General features: G+C 66.9%; 18 protein-coding genes. 14 read left to right on the top strand and 4 right to left on the bottom strand.

Features of this window, described 5'->3' with window-relative positions; all coding sequences use genetic code 11:
- The first annotated feature begins 54 nt into the window (after nt 1–54).
- From ACV7NN_RS02770 to ACV7NN_RS02750, 5 genes are all read left to right on the top strand, one after another.
- Entirely contained in the window at nt 55–3,462 is a 3,408-nt protein-coding gene (locus ACV7NN_RS02770; RefSeq protein ID WP_463348060.1) for a pyruvate carboxylase, read from the top strand.
- A gap of 75 nt (nt 3,463–3,537) precedes the next feature.
- Nucleotides 3,538–4,878 (top strand): MinD/ParA family ATP-binding protein, encoded by a 1,341-nt coding sequence (locus ACV7NN_RS02765; protein ID WP_463348059.1) that lies wholly within the window; start codon nt 3,538–3,540, stop codon nt 4,876–4,878.
- Entirely contained in the window at nt 4,868–6,289 is a 1,422-nt protein-coding gene (locus tag ACV7NN_RS02760) for a mycothione reductase (RefSeq protein ID WP_463348058.1), read from the top strand. The genes ACV7NN_RS02765 and ACV7NN_RS02760 overlap by 11 nt, the downstream gene beginning before the upstream one ends.
- Before the next feature lie 16 nt (nt 6,290–6,305).
- Nucleotides 6,306–6,797, top strand: coding sequence for a peptide deformylase (gene def / locus ACV7NN_RS02755; RefSeq protein ID WP_463348057.1), 492 nt, complete (start codon nt 6,306–6,308; stop codon nt 6,795–6,797).
- A gap of 20 nt (nt 6,798–6,817) precedes the next feature.
- Entirely contained in the window at nt 6,818–7,663 is an 846-nt protein-coding gene (locus ACV7NN_RS02750; protein WP_463348056.1) for an NAD-dependent epimerase/dehydratase family protein, read from the top strand.
- Nucleotides 7,664–7,766: 103 nt separating this feature from the next.
- Here the strand turns inward: ACV7NN_RS02750 and ACV7NN_RS02745 are convergent, their stop codons facing one another.
- Nucleotides 7,767–9,596 carry an AMP-dependent synthetase/ligase gene (locus ACV7NN_RS02745; RefSeq protein ID WP_463348055.1) on the bottom strand — a complete coding sequence of 610 codons (1,830 nt, stop codon included), beginning with the start codon at nt 9,594–9,596 and terminating at the stop codon, nt 7,767–7,769.
- 180 nt (nt 9,597–9,776) lie between these two features.
- On the opposite strand from ACV7NN_RS02745, the gene ACV7NN_RS02740 reads away from it, so the two are divergent.
- The 3 genes from ACV7NN_RS02740 to ACV7NN_RS02730 all read left to right on the top strand — a co-directional run bounded on the left by ACV7NN_RS02740 (nt 9,777) and on the right by ACV7NN_RS02730 (nt 12,922).
- Complete coding sequence (locus ACV7NN_RS02740; protein WP_463348054.1) at nt 9,777–10,727, top strand: ROK family glucokinase; 951 nt, start codon at nt 9,777–9,779, stop codon at nt 10,725–10,727.
- A gap of 35 nt (nt 10,728–10,762) precedes the next feature.
- The gene (locus ACV7NN_RS02735) at nt 10,763–11,452 is read left to right on the top strand and encodes a lysophospholipid acyltransferase family protein (protein ID WP_463348053.1); all 690 of its coding nucleotides are present in this window, start codon (nt 10,763–10,765) and stop codon (nt 11,450–11,452) included.
- A gap of 120 nt (nt 11,453–11,572) precedes the next feature.
- Complete coding sequence (locus ACV7NN_RS02730; protein WP_463348052.1) at nt 11,573–12,922, top strand: class II 3-deoxy-7-phosphoheptulonate synthase; 1,350 nt, start codon at nt 11,573–11,575, stop codon at nt 12,920–12,922.
- Nucleotides 12,923–12,940: 18 nt separating this feature from the next.
- Here the strand turns inward: ACV7NN_RS02730 and pknB are convergent, their stop codons facing one another.
- Together pknB and ACV7NN_RS02720 are read right to left on the bottom strand one after the other, a co-directional pair.
- Nucleotides 12,941–14,854 (bottom strand): Stk1 family PASTA domain-containing Ser/Thr kinase, encoded by a 1,914-nt coding sequence (pknB, locus tag ACV7NN_RS02725; protein WP_463348051.1) that lies wholly within the window; start codon nt 14,852–14,854, stop codon nt 12,941–12,943.
- Between the two features lie 67 nt (nt 14,855–14,921).
- Nucleotides 14,922–15,959: a LysM peptidoglycan-binding domain-containing protein gene (locus ACV7NN_RS02720; RefSeq protein ID WP_463351219.1), complete on the bottom strand. Its 1,038-nt coding sequence runs from the start codon at nt 15,957–15,959 to the stop codon at nt 14,922–14,924.
- 303 nt (nt 15,960–16,262) lie between these two features.
- On the opposite strand from ACV7NN_RS02720, the gene ACV7NN_RS02715 reads away from it, so the two are divergent.
- A complete protein-coding gene (locus ACV7NN_RS02715) occupies nt 16,263–16,604 on the top strand; it encodes an Rv2175c family DNA-binding protein (protein ID WP_463348050.1) in 342 nt (113 codons plus the stop codon).
- 28 nt (nt 16,605–16,632) lie between these two features.
- Here the strand turns inward: ACV7NN_RS02715 and ACV7NN_RS02710 are convergent, their stop codons facing one another.
- A complete protein-coding gene (locus ACV7NN_RS02710; protein WP_463348049.1) occupies nt 16,633–17,751 on the bottom strand; it encodes a polyprenyl synthetase family protein in 1,119 nt (372 codons plus the stop codon).
- Nucleotides 17,752–17,826: 75 nt separating this feature from the next.
- Here ACV7NN_RS02710 and ACV7NN_RS02705 point away from each other — a divergent pair, with 75 nt between their 5' ends.
- The 5 genes from ACV7NN_RS02705 (at nt 17,827) to ACV7NN_RS02685 (ending at nt 22,425) form a co-directional block, all read left to right on the top strand.
- On the top strand, nt 17,827–18,216 hold the full coding sequence (locus ACV7NN_RS02705; protein ID WP_463348048.1) for a DUF3040 domain-containing protein: 390 nt from the start codon (nt 17,827–17,829) through the stop codon (nt 18,214–18,216).
- 254 nt (nt 18,217–18,470) lie between these two features.
- Nucleotides 18,471–18,902 (top strand): division/cell wall cluster transcriptional repressor MraZ, encoded by a 432-nt coding sequence (gene mraZ, locus ACV7NN_RS02700; RefSeq protein WP_463348047.1) that lies wholly within the window; start codon nt 18,471–18,473, stop codon nt 18,900–18,902.
- Nucleotides 18,903–19,003: 101 nt separating this feature from the next.
- Nucleotides 19,004–19,969, top strand: a complete 966-nt coding sequence (gene rsmH, locus ACV7NN_RS02695; protein ID WP_463348046.1) for a 16S rRNA (cytosine(1402)-N(4))-methyltransferase RsmH — start codon at nt 19,004–19,006, stop codon at nt 19,967–19,969.
- A complete protein-coding gene (gene ftsL / locus ACV7NN_RS02690) occupies nt 19,966–20,586 on the top strand; it encodes a cell division protein FtsL (RefSeq protein WP_463348045.1) in 621 nt (206 codons plus the stop codon). The genes rsmH and ftsL overlap by 4 nt, the downstream gene beginning before the upstream one ends.
- An 81-nt stretch (nt 20,587–20,667) precedes the next feature.
- On the top strand, nt 20,668–22,425 hold the full coding sequence (locus ACV7NN_RS02685) for a peptidoglycan D,D-transpeptidase FtsI family protein (RefSeq protein ID WP_463348044.1): 1,758 nt from the start codon (nt 20,668–20,670) through the stop codon (nt 22,423–22,425).
- Nucleotides 22,426–22,431 lie beyond the last annotated feature (6 nt).

Here is a 22,431-nt window from a genome sequence, read left to right as displayed (position 1 = left end):
CTTAGAGAACCTAACCGTTTGCTGTGTGGCGTGCCCCCTGCTCGAAAGGTCCCTATGTTCCGCAAGATCCTCGTTGCCAATCGCGGTGAAATCGCAATCCGGGCGTTCCGGGCCGCCTACGAACTGGGCGCCCAGACGGTGGCCGTCTTCCCGTACGAGGACCGGAATTCCATGCACAGGCTCAAGGCCGACGAGGCGTACCAGATCGGGGAGCCCGGGCACCCGGTGCGCGCCTACCTCGATGTGAAGGAGATCATCCGGGTCGCCAAGGAGTGCGGCGCCGACGCGATCTACCCGGGCTATGGCTTCCTCTCCGAGAACCCCGACCTGGCCGAGGCTGCGAGCGAAGCCGGCATCACCTTCATCGGTCCGCCCCCGCGCGTTCTCGAGATGGCGGGCAACAAGGTGACCGCGAAGGAGCACGCGATCGCCGCCGGTGTGCCCGTGCTCAGGTCGACTCCTCCGTCGAAGGACATTGACCTGCTGATCTCGCAGGCCGACGACATCGGGTTCCCCATCTTCGCCAAGGCCGTCGCAGGCGGTGGCGGTCGCGGCATGCGCCGCGTCAACACGAAGGATGATCTCCGCGGCGCACTCGAAGAGGCCATGCGCGAAGCGGACAGCGCCTTCGGCGACCCCACGATGTTCCTCGAGCAGGCCGTTCTGCGCCCGCGTCACATCGAGGTGCAGATCCTCGCCGACGCATCCGGTAACACCATGCACTTGTTCGAGCGCGACTGCTCGGTGCAGCGCCGCCACCAGAAGGTGATCGAGATCGCCCCGGCACCGAACCTCGACGAGGAGACGCGCCAGGCCCTGTACCGCGACGCCGTCGCGTTCGCGAAGTCTATCGGCTACGTCAACGCCGGCACCGTGGAATTCCTGCTCGACACTGCGGGGGACCGCGCGGGCGAGCACGTGTTCATCGAGATGAACCCGCGCATCCAGGTCGAGCACACGGTCACCGAGGAGATCACCGACGTCGACCTCGTCCAATCCCAGATGCGTATCGCGGCGGGGGAGACCCTCGACGACCTGGGTCTCAGTCAGGAGACCGTGCACATCCGCGGCGCCGCGCTGCAGTGCCGCATCACGACGGAGGACCCGACGGCCGGTTTCCGGCCCGACACCGGCAAAATCACGACCTACCGTTCGCCCGGCGGCGGCGGCATCCGGCTCGACGGCGGCACGATCAACCCAGGCGCCCAGATCAGCCCTCACTTCGACTCGATGCTCGCGAAGCTGACCTGCCGTGGTCGTGATTTCGGGGCCGCGGTGAGCCGCGCCCGTCGTGCGCTGGCCGAGTTCCGCATCCGCGGCGTGTCCACGAACATCCCGTTCCTGCAGGCAGTCCTCGACGACCCCGACTTCATCGAGGGCAACGTCAGCACGTCGTTCATCGAGGAAAGGCCGGAGCTCTTCCGCGGCCGCGAGTCGAAGGACCGCGGCACGAAGTTGCTCAACTGGCTGGCCGACGTCACGGTCAACCTGCCCAACGGTGCCCGCCCCGAGACGGCGGAGCCGGAGGACAAGCTCCCGAAGATCGACCTGAGCGCGCCCGCGCCGGCCGGATCGCGCCAGCGGCTGCTCGAGCTCGGCCCTGCCGGGTTCGCGCGGGACCTGCGCGCGCAGACCGCTCTCGCCGTCACTGAGACGACCTTCCGCGACGCGCACCAGTCGCTGCTGGCCACGCGAGTGCGCACCCGTGACCTGCTCGCTGTCGCGCCGTACGTTGCCAGGCTCACTCCCGAGCTCCTCTCGATCGAGGCGTGGGGCGGCGCCACCTACGACGTCGCACTGCGGTTCCTCGGCGAGGACCCGTGGGACCGTCTGGCCGCCCTGCGCGAGGCGCTGCCGAACATCAATATCCAGATGCTGCTCCGCGGCCGCAACACCGTCGGGTACACGCCGTACCCGACTCAGGTCACGGATGCGTTCGTGCGCGAGGCCGCAGCCACCGGTGTGGACATCTTCCGTATCTTCGACGCGCTCAACGACGTCTCGCAGATGCGTCCGGCCATCGAATCCGTGCTCTCGACCGGCACGGCCATCGCCGAGGTCGCCGTCTGCTACACCGGCGACCTGCTCGACCCGAACGAAGACCTCTACACGCTCGACTACTACCTCCGCCTCGCGGAGCAGATCGTCGCCTCCGGTGCGCACATCCTCGCCATCAAGGACATGGCCGGGCTGCTGCGCCCCGCAGCCGCCGAGAAGCTCGTCTCCGCCTTCCGCGAGAAGTTCGACCTGCCCGTGCACGTGCACACCCACGACACTCCGGGTGGCCAGCTCGCGACGCTTCTCGCGGCGAGCCGTGCCGGTGCGGATGCGGTGGATGTGGCCAGCGCGCCGATGGCCGGCACGACCAGCCAGCCCTCCGCATCTGCCCTCGTCGCGGCCCTCGCCCACACGGAGCGTGACACGGGGCTCTCGCTGGCGGCCGTCAGCGATCTCGAGCCGTACTGGGAGGCCGTCCGCCAGGTGTACCGCCCGTTCGAGTCCGGCCTCCCGGGCCCGACGGGGCGCGTCTACAAACACGAGATCCCCGGCGGCCAGCTGTCCAACCTGCGCCAGCAGGCGAAGGCTCTCGGACTAGCCGAGGATTTCGAACTGGTCGAGGACATGTACGCGGCGGCCAACCGCATCCTCGGGCGAATCCCGAAGGTCACCCCGTCGTCGAAGGTCGTCGGCGACCTGGCGCTTCACCTCGCCGCCGTCCACGCCGACCCGGACGATTTCGCCGAGAACCCGCAGAACTACGACGTGCCCGATTCGGTCGTCGGGTTCATGGCGGGCGAACTCGGAGAGTTGCCGGGTGGATGGCCGGAGCCGTTCCGCAGCAAGGTGCTCGAGGGCAAGACCGTCAAGGTGGGCGTCGAAGACCTCAGCGAAGCCGACGCGGCGGCGCTGAACGGCTCGAGCGCCGAGCGTCGCGCGACCCTCAACCGGCTGCTCTTCCCGGCTCCGACCCGCATCTTCGAGCAGATCCGCGAGCTGTTCGGCGATCTCTCCGTCGTCGACACGATCGACTACCTGTACGGCCTCAAGCAGGGCACGGAGCACGTCATCGAGATCGACAAGGGCGTGCGCCTGTACATCGGCCTCGAGGCGATCGGCGAGGCCGACGACAAGGGGATGCGCACGGTCATGACCACGCTCAACGGGCAGCTCAGGCCCGTGTTCGTGCGCGACCGCGGCATCACGGTGGAGGCGAAGGCGGCCGAGAAGGCGGACAGCGCGAAGCCCGGCCAGGTCGCGGCGCCGTTCTCGGGCGTCGTCACGCTTCAGGTCGCCATCGGAGACGTGGTCGCTGCCGGACAGGCCGTCGCGTCGATCGAGGCCATGAAGATGGAGGCGGCCATCACTGCGCCGATCGCGGGAACCATCGAACGGCTCGCGATCCCGAAGACTCAGCAGGTGGACGCCGGGGACCTCCTCGTCGTCATCACGCCCCTCGTCTGAACCGCCCGACGGGGCGTGATCGGCCTCCACGCTAAACTGAGTCACGGACTGTGACGATTGAAGGAGACTGTTCACGTGGCAGAAAAGCCGGAGAAGCGCGATGCGCAAGGTCAGGTCCTCGAATCCGATTCGACGGATGCGGCGGAGGAGTTCCACGGTGAACTCCTTCCCGACGAAGGCACTGACCTCGCGGTCACGCTTCCGGAGAGCCTGAGCATCGTCGTCGATCTCCCGCCGGCGCCCAGCCCCGAGATCCCCGAGGACGAGATCGCGGTTTCGATCGACGACGTACCGGTCGACCCTGGTTTCGTCAACGCGAGCGAGCCGACGACGATGTCGATGGCCATCGTCACACCGCGCGTCACCACGGGCCCCACCGCAACCGTTGCCGACGGCTCGGAGTCCGTCCAGCACGCGGAGCAGTTCTCCCAGTCCCGTCGTGACCGTCTCCGGGGCGAGCACTCGACGCAGCCGGAGCCCGCGGCCATGCTCACTGCCGACCGCCTCCTCGAAGTGAACCGCAAGACCCGTCCGGCCCCCGAGGGCGGCTGGAACCGGTTCGTCTACGCGATCACGTTCCACACGGTGAACCTGGGCGACTCCGCCAAGGTGCGGGCGCGCAAGGAGCTCGACCACCGCATCCAGAAGCAGTTCGAAGGCGGAACGCGCTTCGTCCCCGTGCTCACGCGCAAGGGCGGTGTCGGCAAGACCACCGTCACGACCCTGCTCGGCATGGCACTCGCCGATGCGCGCGAGGACCGGATCATCGCCGTCGACGCCAATCCCGACCGCGGCACGCTGTCCGAGCGAGTGACCAAACAGACCCGCGCGACGGTGCGCGATGTCGTGCACAAGGCACCGAGCATCACCGGCTTCACCGACTTCTCCGCCCTGGTCTCGCGCGACGAGACGCGCCTCGACATCCTCGCCTCCGACACCGACCCTCTGCTGTCCGAAGCGTTCGACGAGAACGACTACAACGTCGTCGCCGATCTGGCGGCGCGCTTCTACTCGATCGTGCTGACCGACTGCGGCACCGGCATCGTGCACTCCGTCATGCGCGCGACCCTGCAGCGCGCGGACTCGCTGGTCATCGTCTCGGGCGGCAGCGTCGACGAGGCACGGCTCGCGTCCGAGACGCTGACCTGGCTGGAGGCCAACGGTTACGGCGACCTCGTGCGCAATGCCATCGTCGCCCTCAACACGGCGACCCAGGGCACCAACCTGGTCAAACTCGACGAGATCGAGTCGCATTTCCGTTCGCGCGTGCGCGAGATCGTGCGCATCCCGTACGACCCGCAGCTCGCAGCCGGCTCCGTGGTCTCGTACAAAGATCTGAAACCGTTGACGAAGGACGCCGCCCGCGCGCTCGCGGCCCTCGTGGTCGAAGGTCTGCCCGCCAACCGTGGCTCCTGAGCCTGCCCCAGGCGACGGGGCGGATGCGCGCACCTTCGATCTGATCGTCGTCGGTGCAGGTTCCGGCAACGCCCTGGTCGGGCCCGAATTCGCCCACTGGTCGGTGGCGCTGATCGATGATGGGGAGCATTTCGGGGGTGCCAGCCTCAACGCTGCGTCGATTCCGAGCAAGATGTTCGCGCACGTCGCCGATGTGGCGGCGGCCGCCGAGGCCGGTTCGCGTCTGGGACTGAGCGCATCCGTCGACCCTGTCGACTGGGCGCGCGTGCGGGACCGGATCTTCTCCCGCACCGACGCAGTCTCCGAGGCCGGCCTGCTCTTCCGCGACGCCACCTCGCCGAACGTGACCGTCTTCCGCGAGACGTTCGGCTTCGAGGACCAGCACACGCTCATGAGCGCCAGCGGAGTGCGCCTCCACTCGGACCGCATCGTCGTCGCCGCAGGGTCCAGGCCGCGACCGCTTCTCGCGTCGTACGATCCAGATCCCGCCATCCTCGATTCCGACGAGGTCATGCGCATCGAATCGTTGCCCGAATCGCTGGTCATCGTCGGCGGCGGCCCGGTCGCAGTCGAGTTCGCCCACATCTTCTCGTCGTTCGGTGTCGAGGTCACGGTCGTCACACGGTCGGAGCGGCTGCTCACCCGCCTCGACGTCGCCGTCGCGGAACGCTTCACCGAGAGCGCCGCCCGGCGCTGGCGGCTCCTCACCGAGGAGCTCGTCGAGGCGATCGACCGCGTCGGCGATCATCTTGTCGTGACGCTCGAGTCCGGCCGTCAGGTCGAGACCGAGCTCGTTTTGGTGGCGCAGGGCCGCACTCCGAACACGGACACGCTCGCTGCGTCGGCAGCGGGCTTCGACCTGTACAGCGACGGACGCCTGGTCGTCGACAGCAGGCAGCGGATGCTCAGCCGCGGCGCGCCCGTGGCCGGCCTCTACGCGCTCGGCGACATCAGCTCGGCGACGAAACTCAAGCACGTCGCGAATCATGAAGCGCGCGTGGTGGCCCACAACATCCTGCACCCGGACGCGCCGATCGGCGGCGACCCGGGTCCGATCCCTGCAGCGATCTTCAGCATGCCGCAGATCGCTCATTTCGGGCTGACGGAAGCGGATGCGCTGGCCGACGGCATCGACGCCGTCGCCGTCACCCAGGACTACCGCCACACAGCCTACGGCTGGGCGACCGAGGACGAGACCGGTTTCTGCACCCTCGTGGTCGAGCGGGAGACCGGTGAGATCCTCGGCGCTCACATCATCGGTCCGGAGGCAAGCATCCTGATCCAGCCCCTCGTGCAGGCTGCGAGCTTCGGGATGTCGGTTCGCGGACTCGCCCGGGGACAGTACTGGCCGCACCCGGCCGCGAGCGAAGTCGTCGAGAACGCCCTGCTGAAGGCCGAGGAGGCCCTGTGACAACGAAGGAAGATTCGTGACAGAACGTCAGATCCGCCTGTTCGGAGATCCCGTGCTGAAGACGGTGTCGGACCCGGTCAAGACTGTCGACGCCGGCGTGCGCGGACTCGTCGAAGACCTGATCGACAGCGTGCTGCCGCCCGGCCGTGCCGGTGTGGCCGCGCCCCAGATCGGGGTGAACCTGCGGGCGTTCAGCTACAACATCGACGGGGAGGTCGGGTACATCATCAATCCCGAGCTCGTCGAGGTCTCGGGCGAACCGGAGCTCGTCGACGAAGGGTGCCTGTCGGTTCCCGGCCTGTGGTTTCCGACGATGCGCTATCCGTTCGCCAGGGTCACCGGGACCGACCTGGAGGGCAAGAGCATCGAACTCTCGGGCACCGGGGTGATGGCTCAGGCTCTGCAGCACGAGACCGACCATCTGAACGGCACGCTCTACCTCGACAGGCTCGACAAGGAGAGCCGTCGCGAGGCGATGAAGCAGGTTCGCGAGAGCGAGTGGTTCTGACCACTACCTAGACTGGGTCCATGCGCATCGCGGTTACCGGTGGATCAGGAAAATTGGGGCGCACCGTCGTGCGCACTCTCGCGGCCGAAGGCAACGAGGTCATCAATCTCGACACGGCAGGGGAGCGTGGTCCGGGGTTCGTCAAAGTCGATCTGACCGATTTCGGGCAGACGCTCGATGCGATACTCGGCGTCGACGACAAGCATGACGGCTTCGACGCCATCGTGCATCTCGCCGCCATCCCCGCTCCGGGCATCCTGGGTGACGCGGCGACGTTCCACAACAACATCCGCGTCACCTACAACGTGTTCCAGGCGGCGCGCAGGGCGGGCATCCGCAACATCGTGTACGCGTCGAGCGAGACCGTCCTCGGCCTGCCGTTCGACGTGCCGCCGCCGTACATCCCGGTCGACGAGGACTATCCTGCACGCCCGGAGAGCACGTATTCCCTGGTGAAGCACCTCGAAGAGCAGATGGCCATCGAACTGGTGCGCTGGGACCCGGAGCTCAAGATCGTCGCGCTGCGGTTCTCGAACGTGATGGATGATTCGGACTACGCCGAATTCCCGTCGTTCGATGACGACCCCATGCTGCGCAAGTGGAACCTGTGGGGGTACATCGACGGTCGCGACGGCGCGCAGGCCGTGCGTCGGTCCCTCGACTGGGATGCGACCGGCTTCCACCGCTTCATCATCGCCGCCGCCGACACCGTGATGAGTCGTCCGAACGTCGACCTCGTCTCGGAGGTGTTCCCCGGCGTGCCGGTGAAGGGCGATCTCGGCCTCAACGACACCCTCCTCTCGATCGACAAGGCGCGACGTGTCCTCGGTTACGCGCCCGCGCACTCCTGGCGCGACGCGGTCTAACCCGGGCGTCCTCGAACCCCACCGAGCACAGGAAAATGGGCCTTATGCCGAACGCATAAGGCCCATTTTCCTGTGCTCGATCTACCTGACCCGGGCGAGCGGGTCAGTGCGAGAGCGAGATGCCCTGTGTGGCGGGCGAACCGCTGTAGATCCCGTCAACGACGTCGGCGAAGTCTTCGAGGATGACGTGGCGCTTGATGCTGAGCTTCGGCGTCAGGTGACCGCTCGACTCACTGAGCTCTGTCGAGAGCACCACGAACTTGCGGATGGACTCGGCCCGCGAGACATGGGTGTTCGCCACGTCGACCGCCCGCTGGATCTCCGCCAGAACGGCTGGGTTCACCGACGCCTCCCTCAGCGTGAGCTCCTTGTCCTCGCCGTTGTTCGCGAGCCACGCGGGCAGCATTTCCGGGTCGAGGGTGACGAGGGCCGCGATGAACGGCTTCTGGTCGCCGACGACGATCACCTGGCTGACCAGCGGGTTCGCCCGGATCGGGTCCTCGAGCGCCGCGGGGGAGACGTTCTTGCCGCCCGCCGTGACGATGATCTCCTTCTTGCGGCCGGTGATCGTGAGGAAGCCGTCGGCATCGAAGCTGCCGAGGTCGCCGGTCTTGAACCAGCCGTCCTCGAACGCCGCGGCGGTCGCCTCCGGGTTCTTCCAGTACTCCTTGAACACGTCGACACCCTTGACCTGGATCTCACCGTCGTCGGCCAGGCGCACAGAAACACCCGGCAGTGCGGGCCCGACCGTGCCGATCTTGAACCTGGTCGCGAGGTTCACCGTTGCGGGGGCCGTCGTCTCCGTGAGGCCGTAGCCTTCGAGGATCTTGATGCCGAGACTGTGGAAGAAGTGGCCGAGGTGGGCGCCCAGCGGGGCGGAGCCCGACACGGCGTACTTCACCCGGCCGCCCATTGCATCCCGGAGCTTGCTGTAGACGAGCCGGTCGAACAGGGCGAACCGCAGGCGCAGACCGAGCGGGATCCTGCCGCCGGCCTCGACCGCCTTCGAGTGCTCGACCGCGACCTCTGCGGCCTGGCGGAAGATCTTGCCCCGCCCGCCGGCCTCGGCCTTCTGCTCGGCGGAGTTGTAGACCTTCTCGAACACACGAGGCACCGCGAGGAGGAATGTCGGCTTGAACGACGCGAGCGAGGGAAGCAGCTGGCGGGTGTCCGGCTGGTGTCCGACCTTCACGCCCGCGTGCACGCTCAGCACGGCGATGAAACGCGCGAAGACGTGGGCGGTCGTGATGAAGAGGAGAGTGGATGCGCCCGGCGCATCCAGCACATCGCGGAGGGCGACCGCGGCGTTGCGGGACAGCTCGACGAAGTTCGAATGGGTGAGCACGCATCCCTTGGGCCGTCCGGTGGAACCGGACGTGTAGATAAGAGTGGCGATGTCCTCGCCGCGCGCCAGGTTGCGGCGTCGCTCGATCTCGGCGTCGGGGACGTCGACGCCCGCAGCGGCAAGCTTGTCCAGGTCACCCAGGTCGATCTGCCACACGTTTCCGATCAGCGGCAGTTCCGGGTGCACCTCGTCGAACTTCGCGAAGTGGTCGGCGGTCTCGAGGATCACGGCGATCGCACCCGAGTCGCTCAGGTTCCAGTGCACCTGCGTCGGCGACGATGTCTCGTAGACGGGGACGAGCACGGCCCCGGCGAACCAGGTTGCGAAATCGATGAGCGTCCACTCGTAGCGTGTCTTGCACATCAGGCCGATCTTGTCGCCCGGCTGGATGCCGGACGCGACGAGACCCTTCGAGAGTGCGATGACCTGGCGGAGGAACTCCGCCGACGTGACGTCCTGCCAGCCGCCGTTCTTCGGGATGGCGAAGAGTGCAGCATCCGGTGTCGCCGCAACCCGGTCGATCAGTAGGTCGGTGGCGTTCGCCTCGGGATCGGCCGGGACGACGGCGGGTACATCGAACTGTTGCACAGGTAACTCCTTCGGTACCGGTGGAGGCCACGGCGCGACCAGTGCAGTTGTGGGTTTCGCACCAAATGGCCATCGGCAAATTGGTTAACTACACTCTAGATGGTGCGGGTAGCGACCTCTTGAGCCCTGGTACCCCACATCCGAGTCACTCACTCCCACCTTCGAGAAAGGCGCCCGTCTGTGCATTCGATCGGTATCGACATCGGTGGGACGAAGATCGCGGGGGCCGTCGTCGACGAGTTCGGAGCGATCGTCCGTGAGGACCGCCGGCCGACGACCGCCGGTCAGCCGGAGGAGATCGAGACCGCCGTCGTCGAGATGATCGAGCGGCTGTCAGACGGACCGGAGGAGATCGTGGCGGCCGGGGTGGCAGCCGCCGGTTTCATCGATGCGGCCCAGTCGATCGTCTACTACGCGCCGAACATCAACTGGCGGCACGAGCCCTTCCGCGAGAAGCTCGAAGCGCGCCTCGACATCCCCATCATCATCGAGAACGATGCGAACGCTGCCGGATGGGCGGAGTTCCGTTACGGCGCAGGTCGCCTCGTCAGCGACATGGTCATCCTCACCATCGGCACCGGAGTCGGCGGCGCGATCGTCAGCAACGACCGCCTTTTCCGTGGCGGCTTCGGGGCCGGCGCAGAAGTCGGCCACATGCGGGTCGTCCCGAACGGACTTCCGTGCGGATGCGGCGCCCACGGCTGCATCGAACAATACGGTTCCGGGCGTGCGCTCGAGCGCTTCGCCGGTGAACTGGCCGACGCGGGCGGGATCGGACAGGCACTCGCCGATGTCCGTGCGCGCAAGGGCGCCCTCAAGGGCAAGGACATCAGCAGGCTGATCCTCGACGGCGACCCCGGCGCGATCGCGGCGCTGCGGCAGCTCGGCGACTGGCTCGGCCAGGCCTGCGCCAGCCTCGGCGCGGTGCTCGATCCGCAGCTCTTCGTGTTCGGCGGCGGTGTGGCGCAGGCCGGCGACCTGCTCCTTGAACCGATCCGCCTCGCGTACCTCGAGAACCTGCCGGCGCGGGGATACCATCCGGAGCCCGAGTTCCGCATCGCCGAGCTGGTGAATGATGCGGGGGTCGTCGGAGCCGCGGATCTCGCGCGCCTGCACGCTGCGCAGCGTTAGGCTGAGGCTCACTCGTCGAGGAGAGTTACGCGCCCATGTTCTACTGGATCATGAAGCACCTGATCGCAGGTCCGCTGCTGAAGGGCATCTTCCGACCGTGGGTCGTCGGCCTGGAGAAGGTGCCCAAGACGGGCGCGGTTATCCTTGCGAGCAACCACCTCTCGTTCATCGATTCGATCTTCCTTCCGCTGATCGTCGACCGTCGCGTGTCGTTCCTCGCGAAGAGCGAGTACTTCACACGCAAGGGTTTCAAAGGCTGGATGACCCGCAATTTCATGCTCGCGACCGGTCAGCTGCCGATCGACCGGTCGGGCGGCAAAGCGTCGGAGGACTCCCTGAACTCGGGGCTCGCCGTGCTTGCGCGGGACAAGATGCTCGGCATCTATCCTGAGGGCACGCGCAGCCCCGACGGCAAGCTCTACCGAGGGCGCACCGGGGTCGCCCGAATGATCCTCGAAGGCGAGGTGCCGGTCGTTCCGGTGGCCATGATCGACACGGAGAAGATCATGCCGATCGGCCGGCGCATCCCCAAGATCGGGCGGATCGGGCTGATCTTCGGCGAGCCGCTCGACTTCTCGCGCTTCGAAGGGATGGAAGGCGACCGGTTCATCCTCCGGTCGGTGACCGACGAGATCATGTACGAACTGCATGCGCTCAGCGAGCAGGAGTACGTCGACGTCTACGCGACGAGCGTGAAAGAAAAGCGGGGCACGCTTTCGCGATAGGCTCGGGGCACGGCGCCGACTCCGTTCGGCGCCTTCCTGCCACCCCGAGGCGAACGGCCGTAGCCGCGCCCACGATCACGAAGCGGAAGTCCAGTGCTAGACACCACCGAACCCGTCGTAATGGCTGACGAGTCTGTGATTGCCGGGCTGGACTATTGGCGCGGCCTCGAGATCAAGCAGCAGCCGCACTGGCCCGACCTCGAGGCGGTGCGTGCCGCATCCGCCGAGATCGCAACGCTGCCACCGCTGGTCTTCGCCGGTGAGGTGGACCAACTCCGCGAACGGCTTGCGCGCGCGGCAGAGGGCAAGGCATTCCTGCTGCAGGGCGGTGACTGCGCCGAGACCTTCGCCGGCGCGACGGCCGATCAGATCCGCAACCGGGTCAAGACCGTGCTGCAGATGGCGGTCGTGCTGACCTACGGCGCTTCCGTGCCCGTCGTCAAGATGGGGCGCATGGCTGGCCAGTTCGCCAAGCCGCGCTCGAGCGACACCGAGACACGCGGCGGAGTGACCCTCCCCGCCTACCGGGGCGACATCGTCAACGGCTACGACTTCACGCCCGAATCGCGGGCCGCGGACCCGAGCCGGCTGGTGAAGGGGTACCACACCGCCGCATCCACCCTGAACCTCATCCGCGCGTTCACCCAGGGTGGTTTCGCCGACCTGCGCCAGGTGCACAGCTGGAATCGCGGATTCGCAGCGAACCCGGCGAACCAGCGCTACGAGGGCCTGGCGGGCGAGATCGACCGGGCCATCAAGTTCATGGAGGCGGCAGGCGCCGACTTCGACGAACTGAAGCGCGTGGAGTTCTACTCCAGCCATGAGGGACTGCTCATGGACTACGAGCGCCCGATGACGCGCATCGACTCCCGCACCGGCACTCCGTACAACACGTCGGCCCATTTCATCTGGATCGGTGAGCGCACGCGCGACCTCGACGGCGCTCATGTCGACTTCCTCTCGAGGGTTCGCAACCCGATCGGCGTCAAGCTCGGGCCCAGCACGAGCATCGACGACATGCTGCGACTCATCGACAAGCTCGACCCCGAACGCGAGCCGGGTCGCCTGACCTTCATCACGCGGATGGGCGCGGGCACGATCCGGGACGCACTCCCGCCGCTTCTCGAAGCGGTGAAAGCGAGCGACGCCAATCCGCTCTGGGTGACCGATCCGATGCACGGCAACGGACTGACCACGCCGAACGGCTACAAGACGCGTCGCTTCGACGATGTCGTCGATGAGGTCAAGGGCTTCTTCGAAGCCCACAGGGCGGCAGGAACGAACCCGGGCGGCATCCACGTCGAACTGACGGGCGACGACGTCACCGAATGTCTGGGCGGCTCCGAGCAGATCGACGAGGCGACCCTCGCCACCCGCTACGAGTCCCTCTGCGACCCGCGCCTGAACCACATGCAGTCGCTGGAGCTGGCGTTCCTCGTCGCCGAAGAGCTGGGCGGCCGCAACTCGTAGCCGCGACTGCTTCGCAGGTCAGAAGCCCGCGAAGTTGACGGTCACCGCGGAGCCTTTGGGCGCTTGCGTTCCAGCGTCAGGGGTGGTCTTCGACACGACGAACGCGGCGGGCGCCACGTCTGCGAGAGCGTTGTACTTCAGCTGGAACCCTGCGTCCTGCAGGGCCTTCTTCGCGACGTCCCAGGTCTGGCCGACCACGTTGGGCACGGGGACCGGCGCAGGTCCCCGAGACACCTCCAGGGCGAGCGTGTCGCCTGGGCGAACAGGGCCGTCCTTCTGAGGGTTGGCCGAGATGACCGCATCCTTCGGGACCGTGTCGCTGTACGATTGCGGCCCTGGCGTGGTGTGCAGCCCGACCGCCGCGAGCTTCGCCGTCGCATCGGCGACCGATGCCCCCTTGACGCTCGGTATCGCACCGACGGAGACCACGAGGTTCACCTTCATGCCCTGGAAGTAGGGACCGCCGTTCGACAGATCCTTGCCATCGGCCGACGAGGCGGAGATGACGGTGCCGTTCGCCACATCCGAATTGAACTGTTTGTCGACGGTTCCGACGACCGCTTTCAGCCCGGTGATCTGCTCGATCGCCGCGTCCTGGGTGAGACCGGCAAGCTTCGGCACCTGGATCGGCTGCGGTCCCTGCGACACGTTGATCGTGACGATGCTGCCGCGATTGGCATGCGTACCCGCCGCCGGGTCGGTGCTCGCGACCAGTCCTTTCCCGATGGTCGTGCTGTACGCGGTGCCCTGCTTCGTCTCGAAGCCGACGTCCTTCAGGGCGGTGGCCGCTGCATCCGGGGATTTCGAGGAGACATTGGGGATCGCGACCATGGAGCCGGGACCCGAACCGAAATACCAGCCGGTGCCGCCGGCGACGCCTGCAAGAAGCAGCAGCAGGATGAAGAGCCACCAGCCGCGGGCACGCCGCTTCTGGGCGGTCTGGGTGAGGCGGGTGACGTTGTCGGGTGTCGACGAGGCGACCTGCTGGCGGATGGCCGGGTTGATGATCTGCGTGTCCGAGTCAGCGGTGCCTGCGACGAGGGCAGGCGGCATCACCATCGTGGACTGGAACGGCGCCGTCTCGCCCCGGATCGACTTCTCCGCTTCGATGACGCGATCGAGCATCTCCCGTGCGTCCTTGGGCCGATGGTCGGGGTCTTTGGCCGTCGCCCAGAGCACGATCTCGTCGAGCTCCGGCGGCACCGCCGGATTCTTGCTGCTCGGAGTAGGCACGGTGTCGTTGGCGTGCTGGTATGCGATCTGCATGGGCTGCTCGCCCTGGAAAGGCTGCTCGCCGGTGAGCATCTCGTACATCATGATGCCGAGTGCATAGATGTCGCTGCGGGCATCGGCGACGCCGCGGGTCACGAGCTCGGGGGAGAGATAAGCGATGGTGCCGAGAAGCGCCTGACCGGTGGCGGTGTTCGCCGAGGCCGCACGGGCGAGCCCGAAGTCGCCGATCTTGATGCGGCCGTCGTCAGCGAGCAGGACGTTCTCCGGTTTGAGGTCGCGGTGCACGATGCCGGCCTTGTGGGCGGCAGCGAGGCCGCTGAGCACCGCCTCCATGATGTCGATGGTCTGCTCGGGGGTGAGCTTGCCGTAGTCCTTCAGCAGGTCCCGCAGGGTGATCCCCGGCAGGTACTCCATCACCAGGTACGCCATGTCCGAGTCCTGGCCCTGGTCGAAAACGTTCACGACGTTCGGATGCGCGAGCCGTGCGGCCGAGCGTGCCTCCTGAACGAAACGGCTCTTGAACGTGTTGTCGTCGGCGAGGTGACCGTGCATGACCTTGATCGCGACCCGGCGCTCGAGGCGCAGGTCGGTGGCCAGGTAGACCGTCGCCATGCCCCCTCGGGCGATCCGTGAGCGCACCTGATAGCGACCGTCGATGAGACGGCCGATCATCGGGTCGGTCTGGCTGGTGGTCACCATCCGAGTCTAAGGAAGGGGATGCTCGCGAACCGGACAAAACACCGTGAACGCGGGGCAGAAGACGGCGTCAGCGCAGCTCGGTGACCCAGGCGCGAGCGGACGTCTCCCACTTCGCGTACGCATTCGGGAAGGCGGAGAGCTGGACGGCCTGCGCCGCTTGGGCGACGGTCATGGAACGCCAGCCGTGGATGTCAAGGAGTCCGCGCGTGCGACCCGGGTTCGGGTTGTTGGGGCCGCCGAAGAAGGCAAGCGCTGCCCGGTAGGGGTCCATGACCTGCGCGGGAGTTCCCCAACCGGTGCTCGGGCGCTGCTGGAAGATGCCGAGCGAGTCGCGGTCCCCGTAGTGCACGTTGCGGAGGCCCGACTCCTGCGCTGCGGCGGCGAGGGCGATCACGAGCCCGTAGTCGTCGACGCCGTCGCGGCGGCCGACGGAGACGATGATCGCCGCATTGGCACGCATCTCGTCGGTCATCGCGATGACCTCGCCCGGCGTCGGTGCCGGTGACGGGGCGGCGGGGGCCGGGGTCGGCCGGGCGGCGGGCGAGTGCGGTGCGGGACGGGAAACCGGGACGTCGTGGGATGCGGCGGCGAGGCCGAGTGGGATGGTGATCGTCTGCCCGGGGAAGATGAGGCTCGAGCGATCGAGGCCGTTGGCCGAGAGCACCGACTGGGTGGGGACACCGTGCGCCTGGGCGATGCCGCTGATCGTGTCGCCGGCGACGACGACATGTCGCGCGACCGTCGGCCTGTGGGTGACGGGGGCTGCGCGCTTCGGGGCGGATGCCGGTGACCCGACGAGCGCCAGCACCTGGCCGGGGAAGATGAGACTTTTCCAGCTCAGTCCGTTGAGGGCGAGCACGCTCGCCGTCGACAAGCCGTATCGCCCGGCGATGCCGCTCACGGTGTCGCCGGACGCGACGGTGTAGCGCGAGGGAACGGCGGTCGCTGCGAATCGAGGCGCTGACGTGGCATCCTTCGGCGCGATCCTCGAGGTGACGGATCCCGTGCCAGTGCCGGGCGCATCCGGGGACCTGACCTTCGACCGGTCGCTCTCGCGTTTCACTGGCGTGGAGGCCTGCGCGGGCGTGACCAGGCTCAGCGTCATCGCAAGTGAACTCACGATCGCGATGGGCACAGTGGCCAGCACTGTGCGCGCGGATCGGCGCCCCTGGCGTGAGGCGGCGTGGCGCGGCCCGTCTGCGCTCTCCGCGTGTCCAGAGTCTGCCGGTCCATCGGACGCGGCGTGAAATGCCGACATCGTGACCCCCGTCCGTTCGCCTCGTCGGTCTTCAACGCTGACACACAATGTATAAGGAGTCAATTAGTGTGGCTATTGTGATTTGAGTTTACGCAATCGTAACAAACGCGGGCGTTCGTCAGCAGGCGCCGAGCGTGGCACTCTAGGAGGGTGACCGAGCAATCCGCCGCCCGAGAGTGGCTGACCATCCCCGATCTCGTCGAACGCCTGGGCCTGTCCGTCAGCCGGGTTCGCAGGCTCATCGAAGACCGGCACCTTGCGGCCGTACGCGTCGACGGCGTGCTCAAGGTCCCCGCGGACTTCCTCAAGGACGACGAGCCGCTGACCGAACTCCGCGGGACACTCATCGTCCTCGGCGATGACGGTTTCAACGATGACCAAGCGGTCGCCTGGCTGCTCGAGTACGACGACACCCTCGGCGTCGCGCCCATCGACGCACTGCGGGCCGGACGCAAGGCGGAAGTGAGGCGGGTCGCTCAGGCCCTGGCCTGAGTGGCGAACTCGAGCCCTGACGCGGCTGTCAGTAGTCGCGGCGGGTGACCGTGGTCGCGAGTTCGCGCAGCTGCGTGCGCGCCTGTTCGCCGAGCGGTGCTGTGTCGACGGCCGCGATGGCGCGCTCGACGTTCTCCGTGATCATGCCTTCGATGGCATCGACCGCGCCGCTCTCACGGATGGTGCGCTGCAGCATGTCGACCTGCTGTGCGGTGAGCCCGGGATCGCCGAGCAGTTCGTCGAGAATGCGACGCTGCCCGTTCGACAAGGCCTTCCGCGCCAGGGCGATGAGCACTGTGCGTTTGCCCTCGCGCAGGTCGTCGCCGCTCGGCTTGCCGGTGACGGACGCGACCCCGAACACTCCGAGGAGGTCATCCCGCAGCTGGTATGCGATTCCGAGCGGAAGACCGAAGCTCCGCAGGGAGTCGATCTGCCCGACGGTCGCACCGGCGAGCTGTGCGCCGATCACGAGGGGCGCCTCCACGCTGTACTTCGCAGATTTGTAGACGATGACCCGCTCAGCGCGGGAGAGGTGCTCTTCTTCGTCCTGGGTGTTCCAGGCGCGCTCCTCGAGGATGTCGAGGTACTGGCCGGCGGTCACTTCGATGCGCATCCGGTTGAATTCCGCGCGGGCGGCTCGACGACGCGAAGCGCTGGGAAGCTCCTGGAGGCCTTCGTCGAAGAGCTCGTCACTCCAGCTGAGGAGCAGGTCGCCGAGGAGCAGGGCCGCGCCGGAACCGAAATCGGAAGGACTTCCTGTCCAGCCTCCGTCACGGTGGAGCGCCTCGAAACGACGATGGGCGGCCGGGGAACCACGACGGGTGTCCGAGTTGTCGATGATGTCGTCGTGGACGAGTGCCGCCGCGTGGAAGAGCTCCAGCGCGCTCGCAGCCGAGACCACGGGAGCGAGCGCACCGGTCGACTCGATGAGGGCGGAACCGGGGTCGGAGCCGAGCGAGCGGGTGCTCTGCCAGCCCCAGTAGCAGAACAGCGCCCGGAACCGCTTTCCGCCGCTGAGAAAGTCCCGAGAGAACGCTTGGATCGGGGAGAGTTCAGCCCCGATCGAGACGAGAATGGGGGAGCGGGTGTCGAGGAACTCATCGATTCTGGACTGCACCATGTCGACGAATCGTATGCTTTCTCCCACACGCCTAGCCTAGCTACCCCAGCGGGGTTAGAATCAGCTTCACAACGCGTCGAACCCGAGCAGAGGGGGACCTGGATGCCGCTCTCAGAACACGAGCAGCGCCTCCTCGAAGAGATGGAGCGCAGCCTCTATCACAACGATGCAGACTTCGTCGCCACGGTAGGCGCCCGACGTGGTCGGCCGGCATACCGGTCGATCGTCCTCGGCATCCTGCTCGCGGTGGTCGGTGTCGGTGTGCTCATCACCGGTGTGTTCATCCAGGTGCCGATCGTCGGGGTGCTGGGCTTCGTCCTGATGTTCGCCGGTGTGCTCCTGGCAATCGCCCCGCCCCGGCGAGGTGCGACGGCGCCGGAAGACGTCACCGACCGAACGGCGAACCGCAACGGCGGCACCGGGTCGGCGCAGCCGGGCTTCATGGACAAACTCAACGACAGGTGGGACAAGCGGCAGGACGGCCACAACTAGCCGCCCCCTCCACTCGCCCCCACCGGCGGAACACAATCTGGGTCGATCTTCGGATCGGCCCTTTTTTTGTGCCCGGAGACCACGCGCGAACTCCCGGGTCCTCCATTTCCCTCCACCGCTCAGTTCCCTGATTTTTCAAGGCGGAATGACCCCAATGTGGGGCTAACTGAGCGTATTTCATTGAATCGTGGATGGTAGTGGAGTAAAGTGGAGGCACACCGCAACCTTGGCCGGAAGAGTGGGGGGAGAAGCCGATGTTCCTTGGCACGTACTCTCCTAAGCTCGACGAAAAGGGGCGCATCATCCTGCCGGCCAAATTCCGGGATGAGCTCGCCTCCGGCATCGTCATGACCCGCGGCCAGGAGCACTGCGTCTACGTCTTCAGCCAGCGCGAGTTCGAGTCGCTGCACGAGAAGATCCGGCAGGCGCCCGTCACCAGCAAGCAGGCGCGTGACTACCTGCGCGTGTTCCTGTCCGGTGCGAGCGCGGAGACGCCGGACAAGCAGAACCGGGTCACGGTTCCGCAGTCGCTCCGCAGCTACGCCGGACTCGACCGCGAGCTCGTCGTGATCGGCGCCGGCAGTCGCGCCGAGATCTGGGATGCAGAGGCGTGGGAGACCTACCTCGCAGAACAGGAAGCCTCGTTCGCCAACACGACGGAGGAGGTGATCCCGGGACTCTTCTAGCGCCTGGCGCCCGACTCCCAGCCATTCGCCGCCCTGACACACTTCCCCGGTGCCAGGTCGGAATGGATGGGGATCAGGAACCAGGAGCAGCACCGGATGCCATGACTGACAACACTCCCGCGGACCGCCTGCACACGCCAGTGCTCCTCGAGCGCTGCGTGCAGCTGCTCGCCCCCGCCCTCCGCAAGCCCGGCGCCGTCTTCGTCGATGCCACGCTCGGTATGGGCGGACACTCGGAGGCGTTCCTCGAGCGCTTTCCGGAGCTTGTCCTCGTGGGACTCGACCGGGACCCGGAGGCGCTCTCGATCGCGGGGGAGCGACTGAGCCGCTTCGGCGACCGCGTCCACCTGGTTCACACGGTCTACGACGGGATCGCGGATGCCGTGCACGAGCTCGGGTTCGACGAGATCGACGGAATCCTGTTCGACCTGGGTGTCTCATCCCTCCAGCTGGATCGGGTCGACAGAGGCTTCTCCTACTCGAAGGATGCCCCGCTCGACATGCGCATGGATTCGACGAGCGAGCTCACGGCCGAGACGATCCTCGCGACCTACAGCGAAGCGGACCTGCGGCGCATCTTCCGCGACTACGGCGAGGAGAAGCTGGCCCAGCGTTACGCGCACCGCATCGTCGAGGCTCGACAGGAGCATCCCTTCGTCCGCTCGGCCCAGCTGGTCGACGTGATCACGCAGGCGACTCCAGTCGCCGTCCAGCGCCAGGGGCACCCGGCGAAGCGCGTGTTCCAAGCGTTGCGCATCGAGGTGAACCAGGAACTGGCTGTGCTCGAGCGTGCCATCCCGGCCGCGATCGACGCGCTCTCCGTCGGCGGCCGGATCGTCGTCGAGGCCTACCAGTCGCTCGAGGACCGCATCGTCAAGCGCGTGTTCCAGGCGAAGTCGACCTCGAGCGCCCCTGCCGGCCTTCCGGTCGAACTCCCGGAGCACCGACCTGAACTGAAACTGCTGATCCGCGGCGCCGAGCTCGCGGACGACGACGAGAAAGCGGCCAACCCGCGGGCGACTCCGGTCCGCCTGCGTGCGGCCGAACGTGTGAGGAGGGGCTCATGAGCACGAACGTGGCCGAAGACCGTCGGGCGCTCTGGATCGGTCGAACCGCTCCTCTCACGCACGATGAGGAGCACACGAGCCACCTCGAGGTCGTCTCGACGCGCGGCCAGCGTCGCGCCCGCCCCCGCACGGTCTACGCGATCGTGGCCGTCGCGACACTTCTCGGGATCGTCATCGCGCAGCTCCTGCTGAGCATCACGATCTCGCAGGGCGCGTACCAGCTCAACTCCCTCCAGGGCAGCCAGAAGCAGCTGCAGCGCGACTACCAGGCGGCATCGGAAGACCTGGACCGCCTGGCCTCGCCGCAATATCTCGCGGCCAGCGCGAACGCTCTCGGCATGGTGAGCAACAGCAGCCCGGCCTACCTCCGGCTCTCAGACGGGGCCATCCTGGGTGCGCCGGCGTCGGCGTCGTCGGCGGCAGGAACGGTCACCGGCGGACAGGGCAACCTGGTTCCGAACGCGCTCCTGGTGGGCGTTCCGCTCGTGAACCAGCACGTCGCACCGGCGAAGGCGGCGAAGGCTGTGAATCCGGCACGCCCGAGCGTGCCTGCCACGCACGCCGCGCCGACGACCTTACCGTTGAACGGAGCGCTGGCCACGCCGGTGACGCACTGACTCCGAGCCGACCGGTTCCGAGCCGGAGGCACAGGCGAGATGGACCGCTGACGCGCTGACGGAAGGACGACCAGCACAGTGATGACCCGCAAGTCGATGCGCCGGCGGACCGCCGTCACCGTCGCAGCCATCATCGTGACCGTCGGGGTACTCGGCGGCAAGCTGGTGGATATCCAGGTGGTGCGGGCCGACGAGTTGCAGCGGGAGTCGGTGAACGCCAAGTCCTATTCGCAGCCGCTCTACGGCATCCGCGGCGACATCGTCGACGAGGCGGGCAACACCCTGGCGGGGAGCGTCTGGCGCTACACGGCCGCGCTCTCGCCGTTCGACGCGAACGAGGCGGCGAAGCAGGATGGGCAGTCCACGGTGACGAAGGCTGTCAATGACATCGGGCGCATCACAGGCAAGGGCGGCCCAGCGATCCTCGCGCTCATCCAGAACGCGCTCAAGTCCGACCCGCAGTCCAAGTACGCCCTCGTGAAGTCGGGCATGGATGTGACCATGTTCGATCAGCTCGACAAGTTGAACATCCCATGGCTCAGCTTCACGAAGACGCCGTCACGCACCTACCCCGGCGGGGCGGTAGCGGGCAACCTCATCGGGTTCGTCAGCGGAGAGGGCCAGGCGCAGGCCGGTCTCGAGTTGAGCCAGAACGCGTGCCTGGCCGGCCAGAACGGCAAAGAGACGTCGCAGCTCGGTGCGGACGGTGTGGCCATCCCCGGAAGCACGGTCGTCGAGAAGCCTGCGAAGAACGGCGGGCGACTGGTCACTACGATCGACCAGGACCTCCAGTGGTTCGCACAACAGGAGCTCGCCGAGGTGGTGCCCTCGCTCGGCGCGAAGTTCGGCTTCGTGACGGTGGCCGAGGTCAAGACCGGCAAGATTCGCACGGTGGCCCAATATCCTTCCGTTGATCCCAACAATGTCGACGGGACGCCGTCGAACTACTGGGGTGCGCTGCCGTTCACCACCCCGTACGAGCCGGGCTCCACGTTCAAGGCGCTCACTGCATCCGCCCTCATCGACAACGGCAAGGCGACACCCGAGTCGCAGGTCCTCGCCCCCTACCACTTCGTCTCCGGCCACGGCGCCGACCTGCATGACTCGGGATTCCACGACACGGAGCGGCTCACCCTGACCGGTGTGCTCATGATGTCCTCGAACACCGGTATGTCGATCCTCGGCAGCAAGATGGACGACACGGTCCGCTACGACTACCTGAAGGCGTACGGCATCGGGCAGGACACGGGAATCGATTTCCCGGGTGAGTCCTCGGGCATCCTGCACCCGGTCAGCTCGTGGGACGACCAGACGAAGTACGCGACGATGTTCGGCCAGGGTGTTTCGGCGACGCAGATCCAGATGGTGAGCGCATACCAGGCGCTTGCGAACGGCGGCAAGCGCATTCCGCTCCAGCTCATCGACGGATGCAAGCAGGCCGACGGCACGATGACCGACGTTCCGAAGCCCAAGACGACCCAGGTGATCTCCCGGTCGGCATCGCAGCAGACACTGGGGATGATGGAGTCGGTGGTGCAGCAGGGCGAGCTCTCCAAACAGCTCAACATCCCCGGCTACCGGGTGGCTGCGAAGACCGGCACGGCCCAGCAGCCGGACGGACGAGGCGGGTACTTGCCGAGCTACTACGTGTCTGTTATGGGCGTCGCGCCGGTCGACGATCCGCAATACGTCGTTTCGGTCAACATCGGGTACCCGACTACGATTACTTCGTCGGCAGCAGCGGCGCCACTGTTCAAAACGATCATGAGCCAGGTGCTGAAGACGTTCCGCGTCAAGCCCTCGACGACCGCCCCCGCGAACTACTCCCCGTACTACTGAAAGTGA

The organism is Leifsonia sp. Ger2509 (assembly GCF_055231915.1).
Note: the sequence above shows the minus strand (reverse complement) of the source record. Positions and strands in the feature narration are given on the sequence as shown.